Origin of the sequence: Pseudomonas frederiksbergensis (assembly GCF_003732665.1) — a bacterium.
GTDB lineage: Bacteria > Pseudomonadota > Gammaproteobacteria > Pseudomonadales > Pseudomonadaceae > Aquipseudomonas > Aquipseudomonas frederiksbergensis_G.
Map to the genome: position 1 here is coordinate 1 of NZ_MOBP01000014.1, position 15102 is coordinate 15102.

Sequence of the window (15102 nt, forward strand, 5' to 3'; positions counted from 1 at the left end):
TTCGCACCTTGAATTTTGCGCCACCTCTGTGAGGTGGGGAGGCCGGCCAGATGATTCTCAGATCTATTTTAAAAAAATAGATCAGTCCCCTTTTTGCTCAGCACCACCGCCAGTGGCGTCAGGACGAACGGATTCAAGCCGGGCAGCCGGGAGCCGCCAACATAATTCGGGGACATTGAAGTTTATCTTGGAGGGCCCGTGAAATTGGACTGAGGCGTCCATGATAGGAATCAGCGCGAGTTTTTTGGACTCGCTTTCCCCAAGGTCTGAATCAAGCCAAAAAAACCTTTTAAATCAGTTATTTAATTAGTATTCGGTATGGCAAAAACGACTTTTTGCTTCAAACGAACTCAGGTTTTTTGCCGCTATCGAAAGGACTCAAGTGAAGTTGACCACCATCCGTACTAAAGCATCTTCAATGGCTTGGCGACTGCCAGGTTCAAGGGTTTGCGGGTCGTTGAGCATGGCGCGCAACACACCACTGATTGCGTGAGTCAGCACAAAAGCCTCGGCCTCATCAAGCGTGCGCCGCTGGTGGTCGGCGTCAATCAGGCCAGTGTCAGTGAAGTACTGGATGACCGCTGCGCGCAACTGCGGCAACGGCGTGCCCGCCCCCCGACTCAACAGGTAGTGCATCAGTACACCATGCACCCCGGTACGCCCACCATAGGCGCTGACAATCGCACGGATCACCGCTCGAACCCGCGCCCCGGGCACGACAGGCTCATCACTTGTGATGACTGTCATCACCTCGCGAGTCAATGCTCCCAGCTCACGCAACGCCAGTTCATCGAGAACCCGCTGTTTGTTGGGAAAATACTGATAGAGCGTGCCGATGCTTACACCGGCCAGTTCGGCGACATGGTTGGTGGTAAATCCATCGATGCCGTCCCGCTCCAGGATGCGCCGTGAGGCTTCCAAAATGAGTTCGACCTTGACCTGCGCGCGTGTTTGCGACGGAGATCGACGGCTATCCAACTGATTTTCTTTTATTTTTTTTACCAAGAGCGCTCTCCCGGAATGCGAGTACAGGCAGGCGAAATGCTTGCCTATTATGGCAGCCATATCGCAACTAACGGGTGACTCCATGAATCACACACCTCAAGTAACAGAAGTAGAGCAGAACCCGACCCGTCGGCTTGGCATGACCTACCGTTTCAACGACGAGCATATGGATCTGTTTTTCATGGCAGCTTTGGGGTGGGGGCCAGCCGGCGGTCTGGATGTCGGTCAGGTCTACCACATCGCTGAAACGATCACAGACGGTGACCCGGACACGTGGGTGAACGCCTTTGCTCTTTACGGCAACTATCTCGATCAACAAGCCAACACCTGGCGGGCCAAAGGCTGGCGACATTCCGCCGGTGAAATGCGCCTGAAGGCCTTTGCCAGCTATCGGTCTGCCTGGCAGTTTGCTGGCCCCGGCCAACGTTTCAGCGAGCTGTATGCCCAGCATCAACGCACCTTCGCCTTGGCCATCGACGAACTACGGCTACCCGCCACACGTTTCGAAATCCCGTGGAAACATACCAGCCTACCTGGGCATTATTTCGCTAATCCGGATCCGGACGCTCAGTTGGTACTGGTGATTGGCGGCGCGGACACGTGCCATGAAGACCTGTTCCTCACCGTCGGCCGCAACTTGCTCGAGCGCGGCTATTCTGTGGCACTCGCGGACTTGCCCGGCCAAGGTGAGTTGCAGGCGCAAGGTCTGTATTGGGAAGCCGAAGCGGAGAAGCCGATAAGCGCCATCATCGACCAATTGATCATTCGCTTCGGTGCCCGTCCAGGTCGAATTGCCCTGCTGGGGTTGAGTCTGGGGGGGTATTTCGTCAGCCGTGCAGCCGGGCACGAAACCCGTCTGGCAACAGTAATCGCCAGCACTCCACTACATGACGCCGGACTGCTGTTTGCCCGTTCAGTGCAAGCCGCCACCAGGAACCAGGCCAGTACTGCGTTTTCTGCGGCCACGCTGCGCAGTTACCAGACGACCTTCTGGAAGGCTGGCGCTCGAACACCAACGGAACTGGTCGACCGCACTTGCGCCATGCGCGCCGATCCGGCTCGGGTCACGGTACCGTTTCTGTCCTTGCTCGGCGGTGGCGAATCGGACCTGTTCACCGAGCAGGCTAGAACTTGGCACGCAGCCATTGGATCAACGCAAAAATCGCTGGTCGAGTTGCCGGCGCAAACTGGTGCAGACGGTCATGTGCAACTCAACAATCGGCTGCGTCTGGCGCAAGAATGCTGTGGCTGGATGGACGATCTATTCGCGGCAAATCCCGATCAATAATCATCTTGCTAACGAGTGAACACCTCTCAAAATATATCGTACGGAAAGCCCCGATCAATCCGACTGGCCGCTTCTGACCGAAACCAGACATTCTTCACGCTAACCAAATCCTCAACATAGGAACGCATCGATACCCGCCCCCTAGCGTAGAATCCCCCAAGCCCCAGCCCACCCCGAGACGGAGCCTCAATGCAAACCCCCACCACCTCCATCCCCCTCTGGAAAACCTACCTCCTTTTCCTAGCCCCCATGGTCCTCTCCAATTTCCTCCAATCCATGTCGGGCACGATCAACAGCATCTACATCGGCCAAATGCTCGGCACCCAGGCTTTAGCGGCGGTGTCCGGCATGTTCCCAATCGTCTTCTTCTTCATCGCCCTGGTCATCGGCCTCGGCGCGGGCGCGGGTGTGCTCATCGGCCAAGCCTGGGGCGCTCGGGAGACGCATTTGGTGAAGACCATTGCCGCTACAACGTTGCTGTTGGGCGCGATGATTGGGTTGGTGGCGGCGGTGTTGGGCAGTGTGTTTGCCAGGCCGGCGTTGCAGGGTTTGGGGACGCCGGCGGATGTGTTGGACGATGCGGTGGCGTATGCGCATGTGATGATGTGGATCATGCCGTCGTTGTTGGTGTATGTGCTGTTCACGCAGTTGTTGCGGGGGGTGAGTGATACGGTTTCGCCGTTGGTGGCGTTGGTGGTGTCGACGTGTATCGGTCTGGCGCTGACGCCTGCCTTGATAAAAGGCTGGCTGGGTTTTGCGCCGATGGGGATTCAGAGTGCGGCGTTTGCGGGGTTGGCGGGGAATTTGTCGGCGATGGGGTGGTTGGCGTGGCGGTTGATTCGCAAGGGGCATCCGTTGGCGCCGGATCGGGAGATGTTTGCGGCGATGCGCCTGGACCTGGATATTTTGGGCAAGGTGTTGCGCATCGGGTTGCCGACCGGGTTGCAGATGGTGGTGTTGTCGGCGTCGGAGTTGGTGATTCTGGCGTTGGTGAATCAGCACGGTTCCCAGGCGACGGCGGCGTATGGGGCGGTGACGCAGATTGTGAATTACGTGCAGTTTCCGGCGTTGTCGATTGCGATCACGGCGTCGATTCTCGGCGCGCAGGCGATTGGGGCGGGGCGGCTGGAGCGGATCACGCCGATTTTACGCACGGGCCTTCTTATTAATGTGTGTTTGACCGGTGGCCTGGTGTTGCTGGGGTATTTGCTGTCGCACTGGTTATTGGGGTTGTTCCTGACGGAGCCGACCACCCAGGCGATGGCGGAGCATCTGTTGCACATTATGTTGTGGAGCCTGTTGGTGTTTGGCTTCCAGGCGATTATCGGCGGGATCATGCGCGCCAGCGGCACGGTGATGGTGCCGATGGCGGTGTCGATTTTTTGCGTGCTCTGCGTGCAGTTGCCGGTGGCGTATTGGCTGGATGGGCGGTTTGGGTTGCAGGGCGTGTGGATGGCGTTCCCGGTGGCGTATTTGGGGATGCTGGCGTTGCAGACGGCTTACTACAAGTGGGTTTGGCAGCATCAGAAGATTGAGCGGTTGGTGTAAGTCTCTAGAGGGAGAGGGTTTTCAAACCGGTGGGAGTTTGGATGTGCGCCAGCAGGTAGGGATTTGCAGTGGCTTCCAGCGCATGCAGATGAACCGGGCCGCTGAAGTTGATGGCGGTGAGCAGCGCCTGGACTTTTTCCGGATCGGGATCGAATGCGTCCAGTGCTACCAATGAGCAACCCTGATCCACCATCGCGCTCGCGGGATGTGGCGTTTGCGCCCATTGAATCAAGGTCGGGGCTGAGCCGTTCAGCGGCAAGCGGCCGTCGGCGGGGATGGTGATTTGCCAGGACAGGGTGCCTCGGGTCATGGGTTCGGGGTCGCCGAGGAGGTTGCGGCAGGTTTCGTTCATGGCCTGGATGTCGTCGGTGCGGGCGACCCAGGTGGCTAGCCGTGGTGGTGCATCTAACGGCAGGTCATCCATGCCGAACCAGCGTGGGCGGTTGGGATGGTTGGCGGTTGGGTCTATGGCGATCACTTCGAGGTAAATGTCGGGGCCGAGGCGCAGCAGGCGGTTGTGGGTGCCCATGCGTGGGTGGGCGCCGCCGGGTTGCAGGTCGACGCCGAGATGGCGGGTGACGAAGGCGCAGCCGGTGTCGAGGTTGGGGGCGATGATGGCGAGGTGGTCTAGGGTGGTTTTCATTTGCCTGGGGCCTTTTTGGGGGGCTGCCTGCCATGAGCGATTGTAGGTTTATACACCTTCTTGGAATGTGGGAGCGGGCTTGCTCGCGAAGGCGTCGTGTCAGTCAGTATTTGTGCTGGCTGATAGGGCGCCTTCGCGAGCAAGCCCGCTCCCACAGTGGTTTTTGAGGCTTGCAGGGGTTATGCGTTGCCTGCCCAGATGTCGGGGCGGCGTTGATGCCACGGCATCGCCACTTCCAGTTGGCTCGCCAATCGCAATAGCACATCTTCCGCGCCGAACCGTGCCGCAAACTGAATGCCAATCGGTAAGCCCTGATTGCGCGAGATCCCCAGCGGCAACGAGATCGCCGGCGTGCCCGCGACGTTGAACACGGGGGTAAACGGCGAGTGGTCGAACACTCGCGCCGTCCATTGCAAGCCGTCCATGTGTTCGGCGCCGAGGCTGTAGGTGTTCAGCGTTTGGGGCAGGCGGGGCAGGGTTGGGGTGAGCAGAATGTCGAAGTGCTCGAACCACCCGGCGACGCTGCGGGCGATGAGGTTGCGGGTGTCGAGGGCGGCGGCGAAGTCGACGGCGCGGGCCTGTTGGCCGTAGGCGTAGCAGGCGAGGGTGGCGGGTTCGAGGGTGGTGAGGTCGATGGGGCGCGAGGTGGCGGCGGCGAGGCCGTTGATCCAGCGCACGAGGGTGGCGCACCAGATGTTGGCGTTGGCTTCGACGAAGGAATCCCACGAGGTGCCGAGGGGGGCGCTGACCGGTTCGACGTGATGGCCGAGGGCTTCGAGTTCCCGGGCGACGGCGTGGCTGGCGGCGGCGATATCGGGGTCGATGGCGGCACCGTTCCACGGAGTCTCGAGCCAGCCGATGCGTAGTCGTCCCGGGTCGCGGCCGACGTGGGCGAGGAAGCCTTCGGCCGGCGCGACGGTGTGGTAAGGATCGCCGGGGGCGCCGCCTTGCACGATGTCCATCAATGCCGCGCTGTCCCGCACGCTGCGCGACAGGCCCAGTTGTACGCCGAACCCGGCAAACACTTCGTCCAGCGCCGGGCCGTTGGAGGCGCGGCCACGCGTGGGTTTGAGGCCGACCAAGCCGTTGAAGGCTGCCGGGACGCGGATCGAGCCGGCGGCGTCGGTGGCGTGGGCGATGGGCACGATGCCGGCAGCGACTGCCGCACCCGAGCCGCCGCTCGATCCGCCCGCCGATAACCGCGTGTCCCACGGGTTGCGGGTCGGGCCTTGCAGGGCGGATTCGGTTTCGGTGCTGAAGGCCATTTCCGGCGTGGTCGTACGGCCCAGGGTGGCAAGGCCGGCGGCGATGAAGCGTTGCATCAGGTACGAATCCGCCTCCGCGACCAATCCTTGGGCCAGACGACTGCCCAATTCCACGCGCCGGCCCGCCGAGGTGATTGCCAGGTCCTTGATCAGGAACGGCACGCCCGCCAATGGCCCGGTGCCTTCCGTCACGGTGGGACGCCAGGTTTCGATCACGGCGTTGATCTGCGGGTTGACCCGTTGCACGGCGGCCAGCGCGAGGTCGGCCAGTTCCTTCGCGCTGACTTCGCCTGCCGCGACCAATCGGGCGAGGCCAATGCCGTCGAGGGCGGCGTATTCGTTGAGGTTCATAAGCGGTCTCCAGTTCAGAGACCCGATCATAGGTAAAGCGCCGGTCGCCGATTAGCCCATAAAAGCGGTTTGCAATGTGCCGTTGATGGCACAATCCAGCGATTCCTCAATGGCAGGCTGCGCGATGATCCGGGACTTGAATGACACGCTGGTGTTTGTGCGGGTGGTGCGCCTGGGCAGTTTTACCGCCGCGGCCCAGGCGTTACAGATTCCCAAGACCACCGTCAGTCGCCGCGTGCGCGAACTGGAGCAGGCCATGGGCGTGCAACTGCTGCGCCGCACCACCCGCCAGTTGAGCCTGACCGAGGCCGGGGCGGTGTACTACGAACAATGCAAGGACATCGCCGCGACCCTCGAACATGCCGAACTGGCCGTGCATCAATTGCGCGATGGGCCGCGTGGCTGGCTGCGGGTGACGGTGCCGTACTCGTTCGGGGTCAGTTGGTTTGCGCCGTTGGTGGCGGGGTTTCGTCGGGCGTATCCGGAGATCAAGTTGGAGATTCTGGCGTCCCACGTGCCGCTGGATCTGGTGGCGCAGGAGATCGATGTGGCGCTGCGGTTGGGGGCGTTGCCGGACTCCAGCTTGGTGGCGCGGCGGTTGGCCAGTTACGCCACGGGGATTTACGCGGCGCCGGGCTACATCAAACGCCCGGCCACACCTGATGAGTTGATCGAACATCGCACCCTGGTGCTCAATCAGGCCCGGCGCGATGTCGGTTACGTCTGGCCGTTGCGCAAGTCCGGCGCCAAGTTGCGCAACTATCTGGTTGAACCCACGATCGTTGCCAACGACCCCGCCTTGTTAAAGGAGGCGCTGCTGGCCGGTGAAGGGCTGAGCCTGGGGATGGATCTGAGCATGCGGGCCGACGTGGAAACAGGGCGGCTGCAACGGGTGTTGCCGGAGTGGATCGGCCCGCCCCAGGACCTGAATGCGGTCACGGCGCGGGAGCATTTGCCCTCGCCGAAGGTGACGGCGTTAATCGGCTATTTGAAAGCGCAGATGTCTGGGACGGGGGTTCCACACAACTGGACAGAGTGATAGCAAATTAGTAGCCTCGAAACACATTCGCATTTGACCAGGGAGGTCTTTCGAACATGGCGACTCGAGGAAGAGAGCTTTACCGACATTTTGATTCCGCCAAAAACCTGCTGTACGTCGGTATCTCGCTGAGCACTGTCAGCAGGTTATCCCAGCACCGACGCACATCCCGCTGGGCCGATGAAATTGCTTCGATAGAGATAGAGCGCTTTCCCAATCTGGCGCTGGCCGCCGAAGCCGAGAAGCACGCGATCATTGTGGAAAACCCGAAGTGGAATCGAGTGCATAAGCCTTTCCAAACCACGAAGGCCGTGTCGAAAAAAAGCCGTCGCAATGCCTGGAAAGCCAAGTCGCTGCATTACCCGTTCGATGTGTCCAATGTGGCCCGGCGTCTGCAGGAAACCACTGCGTTGGTGGCTCGGACGGTTGCGCTCGCTGAACATATTCGCCTGAGCGGCGGCGCCGAGACGGGGACGTTCGTCAGTCTGGTTTTGACGATGAAACCAGCAGTGTCATCCGATGAGTTGCGCCTGCATGAACTGTTCAAGGCACAACCGCCCGAAACCGCGCCGAGGCGGCGAATCCTGTTGATCAGCCAAACCACGGACCATGCGCCCGGCACGCTGGTTGATCAGTGTGAGTTCACGCTTATTACGCCGAGCTGGCTGTCCAGACTGTGTGAAGAGTGCCTGGGCCGGCGCGACGATTATGATCGGGCGTATGAGCGCGAGATCCTGCCGGCGATTGCCGGGTTCAGCCGACTGTTCGATTCGCTGGCGATCGATAGCGCGGCTTCCTGAGCCGTTTTGTGTCATGCAGGCCAGCGCCAGTGGAATAACCGGCGGTTATTTGCTTTAGTCCACCTTATCGCTGGCCAACACGCCCGGCATCTTCGACCGGAGAATCCCATGCGCTTTCAGTTCCCGCAGTTCGCCGCCATCGCGGCTGCCCTGGTCTTCGCCGTCAGCGCCCATGCCGTCGAGTACAACCAGGTCAACGCCGCCGCCAGCCAGATCAGTTTCACCTTCAGCCAGTTCGGCTCGCGGGTCTATGGCACGTTCAGCCAGTTCGAAGGCACCCTCGATTTCGACACACAAAACCCCGCCGCCGCCCACGCCGCCCTCAGCATCCAACTGGCGAGCATCGACGCCGGCAGCAGCGATGCCAACACCGAACTGCAAAAACCGGCCTGGTTCGACACCGAGCACTACCCGCTGGGGCTGTTCAAATCCACCAGCGTCAAAGCCTTGGGCGGCGACCGTTACCTGTTCACCGGCGACCTCACCCTGAAAACCGTCACCCACCCGGTGCAGGTGCAAGTCGAGTTGAAAGCGGAAAGCGGCATCGGCGTGTTCGTCGGCGAATTCGCGCTCAACCGCGACGACTTCCAGATTGGCGCGGGGGAGTGGGCGGATGGCGTGGTGTCGAAAGACATCAACATCCGCTTCCGCATGGTCGCGCCGCAGCGCTAGCCATCCCCAATCCCTGTGGGAGCGAGCTTGCTCGCGAAGACGGCGTGCCAGTCGACATCTTCATCGCCAGACCCACCGCATTCGCGAGCAAGCTCGCTCCCACAGTGTTTAGTGTTGATCGATGATTTTGTGCCCGCCGCAAATCCCTTGTAGGAGCGAGGCTTGCCCGCGAAGGCGGAGTGTCAGTCGACATCTTCATTGCCTGACCCACCGCATTCGCGAGCAGGCTCGCTCCCACACTGGATCTCCAATGGTCACAGCATTTGTACCCAGCCCTGAATCCCCTGTGGGAGCGGGCCTGCTCGCGAAGACGGCGTGTCAGTCGACATCTTAATCGCCTGACCCGCCGCTTTCGCGAGCAAGCCCGCTCCCACACTGGATCTCCAATGGCCGCGGCATTTGTGACCCGCTCTGAATCCCTGTGGGAGCGAGCTTGCTCGCGAAGACGGAATGTCAGTCGACATCTTAATCGCCTGACCCGCCGCATTCGCGAGCAAGCCCGCTCCCACACTGGATCTCCAGTGGTGACAGCATTTGTACCCAGCCCTCAATCCCCTGTGGGAGCGAGCCTGCTCGCGAAGACGGAATGTCAGTCGACATCTTAATCGCCTGACCCGCCGCTTTCGCGAGCAAGCCCGCTCCCACACTGGATCCGCGCCAGGCGCAGTATTCCTGACCGGTAGTCACGCTATATATCAAGGTGCCACTACCGATTTCCCCCCAACTGCTAAGCTACGCCCGTGCAAAGCCCGAGTTGAACGCGACAATCTGCAAGGAGGCAGACTGATGATGATCAAACGCATTGCCGATACACGTGCGCGCGGGGTTTCTGAGCCGTTCGTTCGCGAAGAAGTGGAGCAGGTGCTGGCGCTGCTCCTGGCCAGTCCATTGTTCGCCAAGTCCCGGCGGATGGGCGGGCTGCTGCGTTTTCTGGTGGAACACGACCTGCAGTTCGCCAATACCCCGCTCACCGAACACGCCATTGGCATCGCCGTATTTCGCCGCGACCCGGTGGTCTATTGCACGGGCGACGATCCGGTGGTGCGGGTGCAGGTCGGTCGGCTGCGGCGCAAGCTCGCCACTTATTACGCCACCCTCGGCCAACACGACCCCGTGCGCCTCAACGTGCCCGCCGGCAGTTATCGCCTGGCCTACGAACGGCTCAAGCCCAATGTGCGCAGCCAGCAGCATCCGGTTGTGCAACTGCAACAATTCACCTGCATCACCCATGATGGCGGCGACTTTACCCGTGGTTTGTGCGAAGAGTTGAGCTGCCGCTTGTTCGAGTCCTTCGAACACACGCAAACCCGTGGCAATCATGTGTTGATGAACGTCCCGCGAAGCAGCATCAAGGCGCTGGTGCCAGGGCGGGGGCGCGGTCGTTATTCGCTGGAGGGCAGCGTGCGGGTGGAACCGGCGCGAGTGCGGGCATCGGTGCGCTTGATCGATGTCGATCAGGGGCGGATTCGCTGGTCGGAGCAGTTTGATCGCAATCGACCCTACGGCATCGCGACCCAGGAGGATCTGGCGGAATCGATCTGTCTGTCGCTCACGGGCTATTTCGCCCAGGGTTGTAACGATGGCTGAAGGTAACAGGGGCAACCGCGAGGTTGCCCCCGGTGCTGCCGTTACACGGTTTTCCAGACGCCGCCGACGTACAGGCGCGACGCGCTGTTGACGTTGGTCAAGTCGACTTCGATGGCATTGGAGCGCGAGGTGCTGAACATGGTGCTGGTCTGCACGTTCTGTTCGAACCACACGAGAATGGTCTCGACTGGCGTCAGCGTCACCTGGCCGGTGACCACTGCATTGGTGGCGACGTAGATCGGCGTGCTGACCTGAGCACCATCAAGGCCGGTGGACAACTGGTTGATACCGGGATGAATCGAACCGTAATTGTTGATCAGAGTAATCGAGGTTTCAGGACCGCCGGACACCGCACCACCCAGCAGGCCGTTGTTGTCCAGGATTGATTGTTGGCCCAGGCCGATGTTGATCGTGTTGGTCGACGCCCGCACGGTCACGTTCGCCTGGAACTGGTTGGTGCCAAACAACTGATATTGCGGCGTCCAGCTGAAGTCATTGAAGCTCAGGTATTGGACGTAGGACTGCCAGACCACGTTGTAGGCTTCGGTCCCGACCTTTTTTGCAAAGCACAATTTGTAGCCATTCTGCTTGAGCGTGGTGAGGTCGGCGGAATCGATCTGGATCGAAACGGTTTTTTGCGTCGCGGCCAGGGTCGACGTCAGCACTTTGCTGTAGTCGGTGGTTTTCAAGGCCGTTGGCGCGGCGAGGAGCGACTTGACGGCCGCTTGAACGTCGTCGTGCAGTGCTTGCTGGTTACTTGCAGCGCTAGACTTACTCATGATGTCCCTCTGTTCTGTCTTGGTTGTGTTTCGGCAATCAATGGGCAGCGGGCGTCGATGATGTGTCACAACCCTGTAGGCACATTGACGGCTTCACAGTAGGCGCGAGGGGCAGGGGGGCTAAGTGTCTTGGCGTTACATTCGTGGCAGTGGTTGTGCCTGTTCCGGTCAGTCAGGTAACAGGCGGAGTAACGGGGTTGTATCAATGAGGCGAGCATCAGGTCGTGAACGGCTCGAGAAAAATCTGCGGTTCAACCCGGAGTCTCAAGCCGTATGGGATTACGGAGTAACCATCGTAGCGGCCAGTGACCGTATCAGCCGCGGCAAACGTGAAGTCAGTTTGTGTTGTGCGTTGATCGGTTGCTCAATAAAACCGGTCTTCCTCTTTCATCGCATAAATCCGCCCCAGCGTCTTGAATGAAATCCCCAGGAACAACAGCGCCAGCAACACCCCGCCGGTCATGATGCAGAAGCCGGGCCGGTTGCTGTCTACCCGGTTGGCGATGCTGTTTTGCGCTGGCAGCCAGCGCGAGTACAGGAGGGGAATGGGGCCGCCGGTTTCATAGTGATCGTTTTGGGCGTAGCGCTCATCGACGTATTCGGCTTCATGGCGCTGTCCTTTGTCGTCGGTGTAGGTGTAGTGGATGACCTTGCCATTCGGGTTCATCCGGATGTCGTCCATTTGCGTCACCGTGCCGGTGGTTTCGACGGCGCCCAGCTTCAGGGCGGCATACAGGATCCCTTCACCCCGCGCCATGCTGGCCAGGAGCAACACGACACAGCAGGCGACGGTCAACAGGATCACGCGATTGAACAGGTGGTCTTTTTCGGCTTCGCGGGGGTAGAACATCTGACGGTCCTTCGCAGTAGGGATTGGCTAGAGCAAATCGGCCGCGAAGGCAGCAACTTTAGATGTTGCGCGATACGAGAACGACGCATCCACCGCTGATCCCTTGTAGGAGCAAGGCTTGCCCGCGAAGGCGGAGTGTCAGCCGACATCGATGCTGGACGTGCCGGCCTCTTCGCGGGCAAGCCTCGCTCCTACAGGAATCAGCGTTGATCGATGACTTTGTGCCCGCCGCAAATCCCTTGTGGGAGCGGGCTTGCTCGCGAAGGCGGAGTGTCAGGCGACATTGATGTTGGCTGTGCCGGCCTCTTCGCGGGCAAGCCTTGCTCCTACAGGGTTCGGTGTTGATTGATGATTTCGTGCCCACCGCAAATCCCTTGTAGGAGCGAGGCTTGCCCGCGAAGGCTGAGTGTCAGGCGGCATCGATGCTGGATGTGCCGGCCTCTTCGCGGGCAAGCCTTGCTCCTACAGGAGTCGGTGTTGATTGATGATTTTGTGCCGACCGCTGATCCCTTGTGGGAGCGAGGCTTGCTCGCGAAGGCGGAGTGTCAGGCGACATAGATGCTGGACGTGCCGGCCTCTTCGCGGGCAAGCCTCGCTCCTACAGGGTTCGGTGTTGATTGATGATTTTGTGCCGACCGCTGATCCCTTGTGGGAGCGGGCTTGCCCGCGAAGGCGGTGTGTCAGGCGACATCGATGTTGGCTGTGCCGGCGCTATCGCGAGCAAGCTTTGCTCCTACAGGGCAGTCAGTTGATTGACTTTTGCCACGTCCAGCAACCGATGCATGCGCAGGGCATCTTCAAATGACACTGCGGCATGGGTGCCGTCCGCCAGGTCCTGGGCGAAGACGTGATACAACTCCGCCAGTTCCAGCACCGCCGATGGCAATGCAGATTCCGGCAAGCGTTGATAACTGTCCGGCACCGGCAGTGGTTGCAGCGGCAGGTCGTCGCCGTGGGCGCCTTCGATCACGAAGTCATCGCCCACATTCCCGAAGGCCGAGCGGTTGGTGATTTTCAGGTCGCCCTCATCGCCGGTGATGTCGATCTGCACGCCGGAACCGTTGCGTTTGCCGCCCTCGATATGGATCGAAATCACCGCGCCGTTTTCCAGCAACCCACTGAGGACCAGTTGATCCGGTGCGGTGCTGTCCAGTACTTCGCCGGTCTCGATGATGGTCACTTTCGGGAACTGACTGACCGTTAATCCCGAGACACTCACCGGCCAACCGGTGGCCGTGAACAGCATGTCGAGGAAGTGCCCGGCGTAGATCGAGACGATGCTGGAGAAGTTCTCCTCAGCCGCCGTCCAGCGCACCGAGTTGGAACGTCGCGCCTGGAGGTAGTGAGTGCTGACATGCATGCGCACCGAGCGCAACTGGCCGACATAGCCTTGTTGCAGCAGGTCTTGCAGATAACGGTTGTGCGGCGCGTGGCGGCGTTGCAGGCCGACGATGTGGCGCACGCCGGCGTCCTTGGCCAGATGGACCAACTGTTCGGACGCGGCGGTGGTAGTGGTCAGCGGCCATTCGCAGTAGACATTCTTGCCGGCAGCGATGGCGGCGCGCACGGTTTGTTCGTGTTGCGGCGCAGTATTGAGCACCACCACCAGGTCGACTTCCGGATTACTGACCAACGCGTCAAGGGAATCGGCGACCTGTGGAATGCCGTACTCGCTGGCGGCGGCTTCGGCGCGTTCGCGGTGTTCGCTGTACACCGCTTGCACCCGGTATTGCGGCAGCAGCGCCAGGACCCGCAAGTGGCCATGGCGAGCCCAGGTGCCAACGCCGACGATGCCGACGCGAATGGGGGAGTGAGAAGTGGTCATAGGTTTAGCCTCGTAAGGTTGATGGCAGACGAGGCAAAGTCTAGGGAGCACGGTCCTTGGGAAAAACAGGCCACAGGGCCGGACTCTCTGGACAAAAATGGCGCTAATACGCGGTCCAGAGCGCCGTATTGCGGAGTGATCGATCCAGAGTGATTGGAGCTCTGCACCGTTTTTCCGCCGCGGGCCGCTCCCTACCATGGCTCCACTCATTACTGTGGAGCTTTCCCCCATGAACGATATGCACGTCATCCCGGCCACGCCAGCGCTTGCGCTTGAGCCGCCATCCTCCTCACGCGACTGGCTCTCGGTATTCTCGGTGGCCCTCGGTGCCTTCGCGTTTGTCACCACCGAATACCTGCCGGTGGGCATCCTGCCGCAGATTGCCAGCAGCCTGAATATCACCGACGGGGTGGCGGGGTTGATGGTGACGGTGCCCGGCATTGTCGCGGCGATCTCGGCCCCGGCGATCATGCTCGGCGCCGGCAAAATGAATCGACGGCATCTGCTGCTGTTATTGACGCTGTTGCTGGTGGCTTCGAACCTGGTGTCGGCCGTGGCGCCAACGCTGGCCACCATGCTGTTGGGACGAGGGCTGCTGGGCGTCGCGCTGGGTGGTTTCTGGGCGGTGGCGATTGCGGCTGCCGGGCGGTTGGTCAGCGAGTCAAAAGCTGCCAAGGCGACGGCGTTGATCTTTGCCGGCATCACCCTGGCGACCGTGCTCGGCGTGCCGTTCGGGACTTTTGTCAGCACGTTGTTTTCCTGGCGGGTGTCGTTCGCGGCCACCGCCGGGTTGGCGTTGCTGACGTTGCTCGCCCAGTGGCTGACCTTGCCTTCGTTGCCCTCCAGCGAAGGCTTACAGGTGCGTGCATTGCTGGGTTTCCTGAAACGCAGCAACGCCCGACGCAGCATGTTGCTGTTAGGCCTGGTAGTGGCGGCGCATTTCACGGCCTACACCTACATTGCACCGTTCCTGGCCCATGAGGTCGGCTACTCGCCCAGTGCAATCACCGCGATTCTGCTTGGCTTCGGCTTGTTGGGCATGCTCGCCAATTTCGCGATGGCCGGTAGCATCGTCCGGCATTTGCGCCTGTCCCTGGGGGCGGTGGTGGTGTTGATGGTGATCGTGCAACTGGCCTTGCCCGGGTTACACGGTTGGGGTGTGGCATTGGCGGTATTGGTCTGGGGCATTGCCTACGGGGCGATTCCCCTGGGCGTGAGCACCTGGATGCAACTGACCTCGCCGCAATTGCCGGAAGCCAGTTCGGCCATGTTGGTCACCACGTTCCAGGTGGCAATCGCCTCGGGTTCGCTGGTCGGCGGCTTGATGGTCGATCACTTCGGCGTGCCCTCGGCGCTGTGGCTGGGCGCCGCGATCGGCGTGCTCGGGTTGGCGGTGATGCTCAGCTTCGGCATCAGCAAAGCCCCGATTGCCGAGGCCCTGCAACGCTGA

At 60.8% G+C, this 15102-nt stretch carries 13 protein-coding genes; 7 read left to right on the top strand and 6 right to left on the bottom strand.

What is annotated here, in order from left to right; translation table 11 throughout:
- Positions 1–378: 378 nt before the first annotated feature.
- Positions 379–1089, bottom strand: coding sequence for a TetR/AcrR family transcriptional regulator (locus tag BK665_RS21770; RefSeq protein WP_123408694.1), 711 nt, complete (start codon positions 1087–1089; stop codon positions 379–381).
- Here BK665_RS21770 and BK665_RS21775 point away from each other — a divergent pair.
- Together BK665_RS21775 and BK665_RS21780 are read left to right on the top strand one after the other, a co-directional pair.
- Positions 1088–2293, top strand: a complete 1206-nt coding sequence (locus tag BK665_RS21775; protein WP_259699650.1) for an alpha/beta fold hydrolase — start codon at positions 1088–1090, stop codon at positions 2291–2293. The two genes, BK665_RS21770 and BK665_RS21775, sit on opposite strands and share 2 nt — an antisense overlap.
- A 189-nt stretch (positions 2294–2482) precedes the next feature.
- Complete coding sequence (locus tag BK665_RS21780; protein WP_123408696.1) at positions 2483–3841, top strand: MATE family efflux transporter; 1359 nt, start codon at positions 2483–2485, stop codon at positions 3839–3841.
- Positions 3842–3845: 4 nt separating this feature from the next.
- Here the strand turns inward: BK665_RS21780 and BK665_RS21785 are convergent, their stop codons facing one another.
- The gene (locus tag BK665_RS21785; protein ID WP_123408697.1) at positions 3846–4484 is read right to left on the bottom strand and encodes a VOC family protein; all 639 of its coding nucleotides are present in this window, start codon (positions 4482–4484) and stop codon (positions 3846–3848) included.
- A gap of 179 nt (positions 4485–4663) precedes the next feature.
- Positions 4664–6100, bottom strand: a complete 1437-nt coding sequence (locus tag BK665_RS21790) for an amidase (protein ID WP_123408698.1) — start codon at positions 6098–6100, stop codon at positions 4664–4666.
- An 85-nt stretch (positions 6101–6185) separates the two neighbouring features.
- Between BK665_RS21790 and BK665_RS21795 the strand changes: the two genes are divergently transcribed.
- The 4 genes from BK665_RS21795 (at position 6186) to BK665_RS21820 (ending at position 10198) form a co-directional block, all read left to right on the top strand.
- Positions 6186–7139, top strand: coding sequence for a LysR family transcriptional regulator (locus tag BK665_RS21795; protein ID WP_259699651.1), 954 nt, complete (start codon positions 6186–6188; stop codon positions 7137–7139).
- Positions 7140–7195: 56 nt separating this feature from the next.
- Complete coding sequence (locus BK665_RS21800) at positions 7196–7939, top strand: GIY-YIG nuclease family protein (protein WP_148053247.1); 744 nt, start codon at positions 7196–7198, stop codon at positions 7937–7939.
- 108 nt (positions 7940–8047) lie between these two features.
- On the top strand, positions 8048–8611 hold the full coding sequence (locus BK665_RS21805; protein ID WP_123408701.1) for a YceI family protein: 564 nt from the start codon (positions 8048–8050) through the stop codon (positions 8609–8611).
- Positions 8612–9397: 786 nt separating this feature from the next.
- Entirely contained in the window at positions 9398–10198 is an 801-nt protein-coding gene (locus tag BK665_RS21820) for a hypothetical protein (protein WP_123408702.1), read from the top strand.
- 41 nt (positions 10199–10239) lie between these two features.
- Here BK665_RS21820 and BK665_RS21825 read toward each other — a convergent pair whose 3' ends face one another.
- The 3 genes from BK665_RS21825 to BK665_RS21835 form a co-directional block, all read right to left on the bottom strand.
- Positions 10240–10977 carry a hypothetical protein gene (locus BK665_RS21825; protein ID WP_123408703.1) on the bottom strand — a complete coding sequence of 246 codons (738 nt, stop codon included), beginning with the start codon at positions 10975–10977 and terminating at the stop codon, positions 10240–10242.
- Positions 10978–11341: 364 nt separating this feature from the next.
- The gene (locus BK665_RS21830) at positions 11342–11827 is read right to left on the bottom strand and encodes a DUF3592 domain-containing protein (protein ID WP_123408704.1); all 486 of its coding nucleotides are present in this window, start codon (positions 11825–11827) and stop codon (positions 11342–11344) included.
- A gap of 733 nt (positions 11828–12560) precedes the next feature.
- Positions 12561–13652, bottom strand: coding sequence for a Gfo/Idh/MocA family protein (locus BK665_RS21835; RefSeq protein WP_123408705.1), 1092 nt, complete (start codon positions 13650–13652; stop codon positions 12561–12563).
- A gap of 229 nt (positions 13653–13881) precedes the next feature.
- Between BK665_RS21835 and BK665_RS21840 the strand changes: the two genes are divergently transcribed.
- Positions 13882–15102 (top strand): MFS transporter, encoded by a 1221-nt coding sequence (locus BK665_RS21840; RefSeq protein WP_123408706.1) that lies wholly within the window; start codon positions 13882–13884, stop codon positions 15100–15102.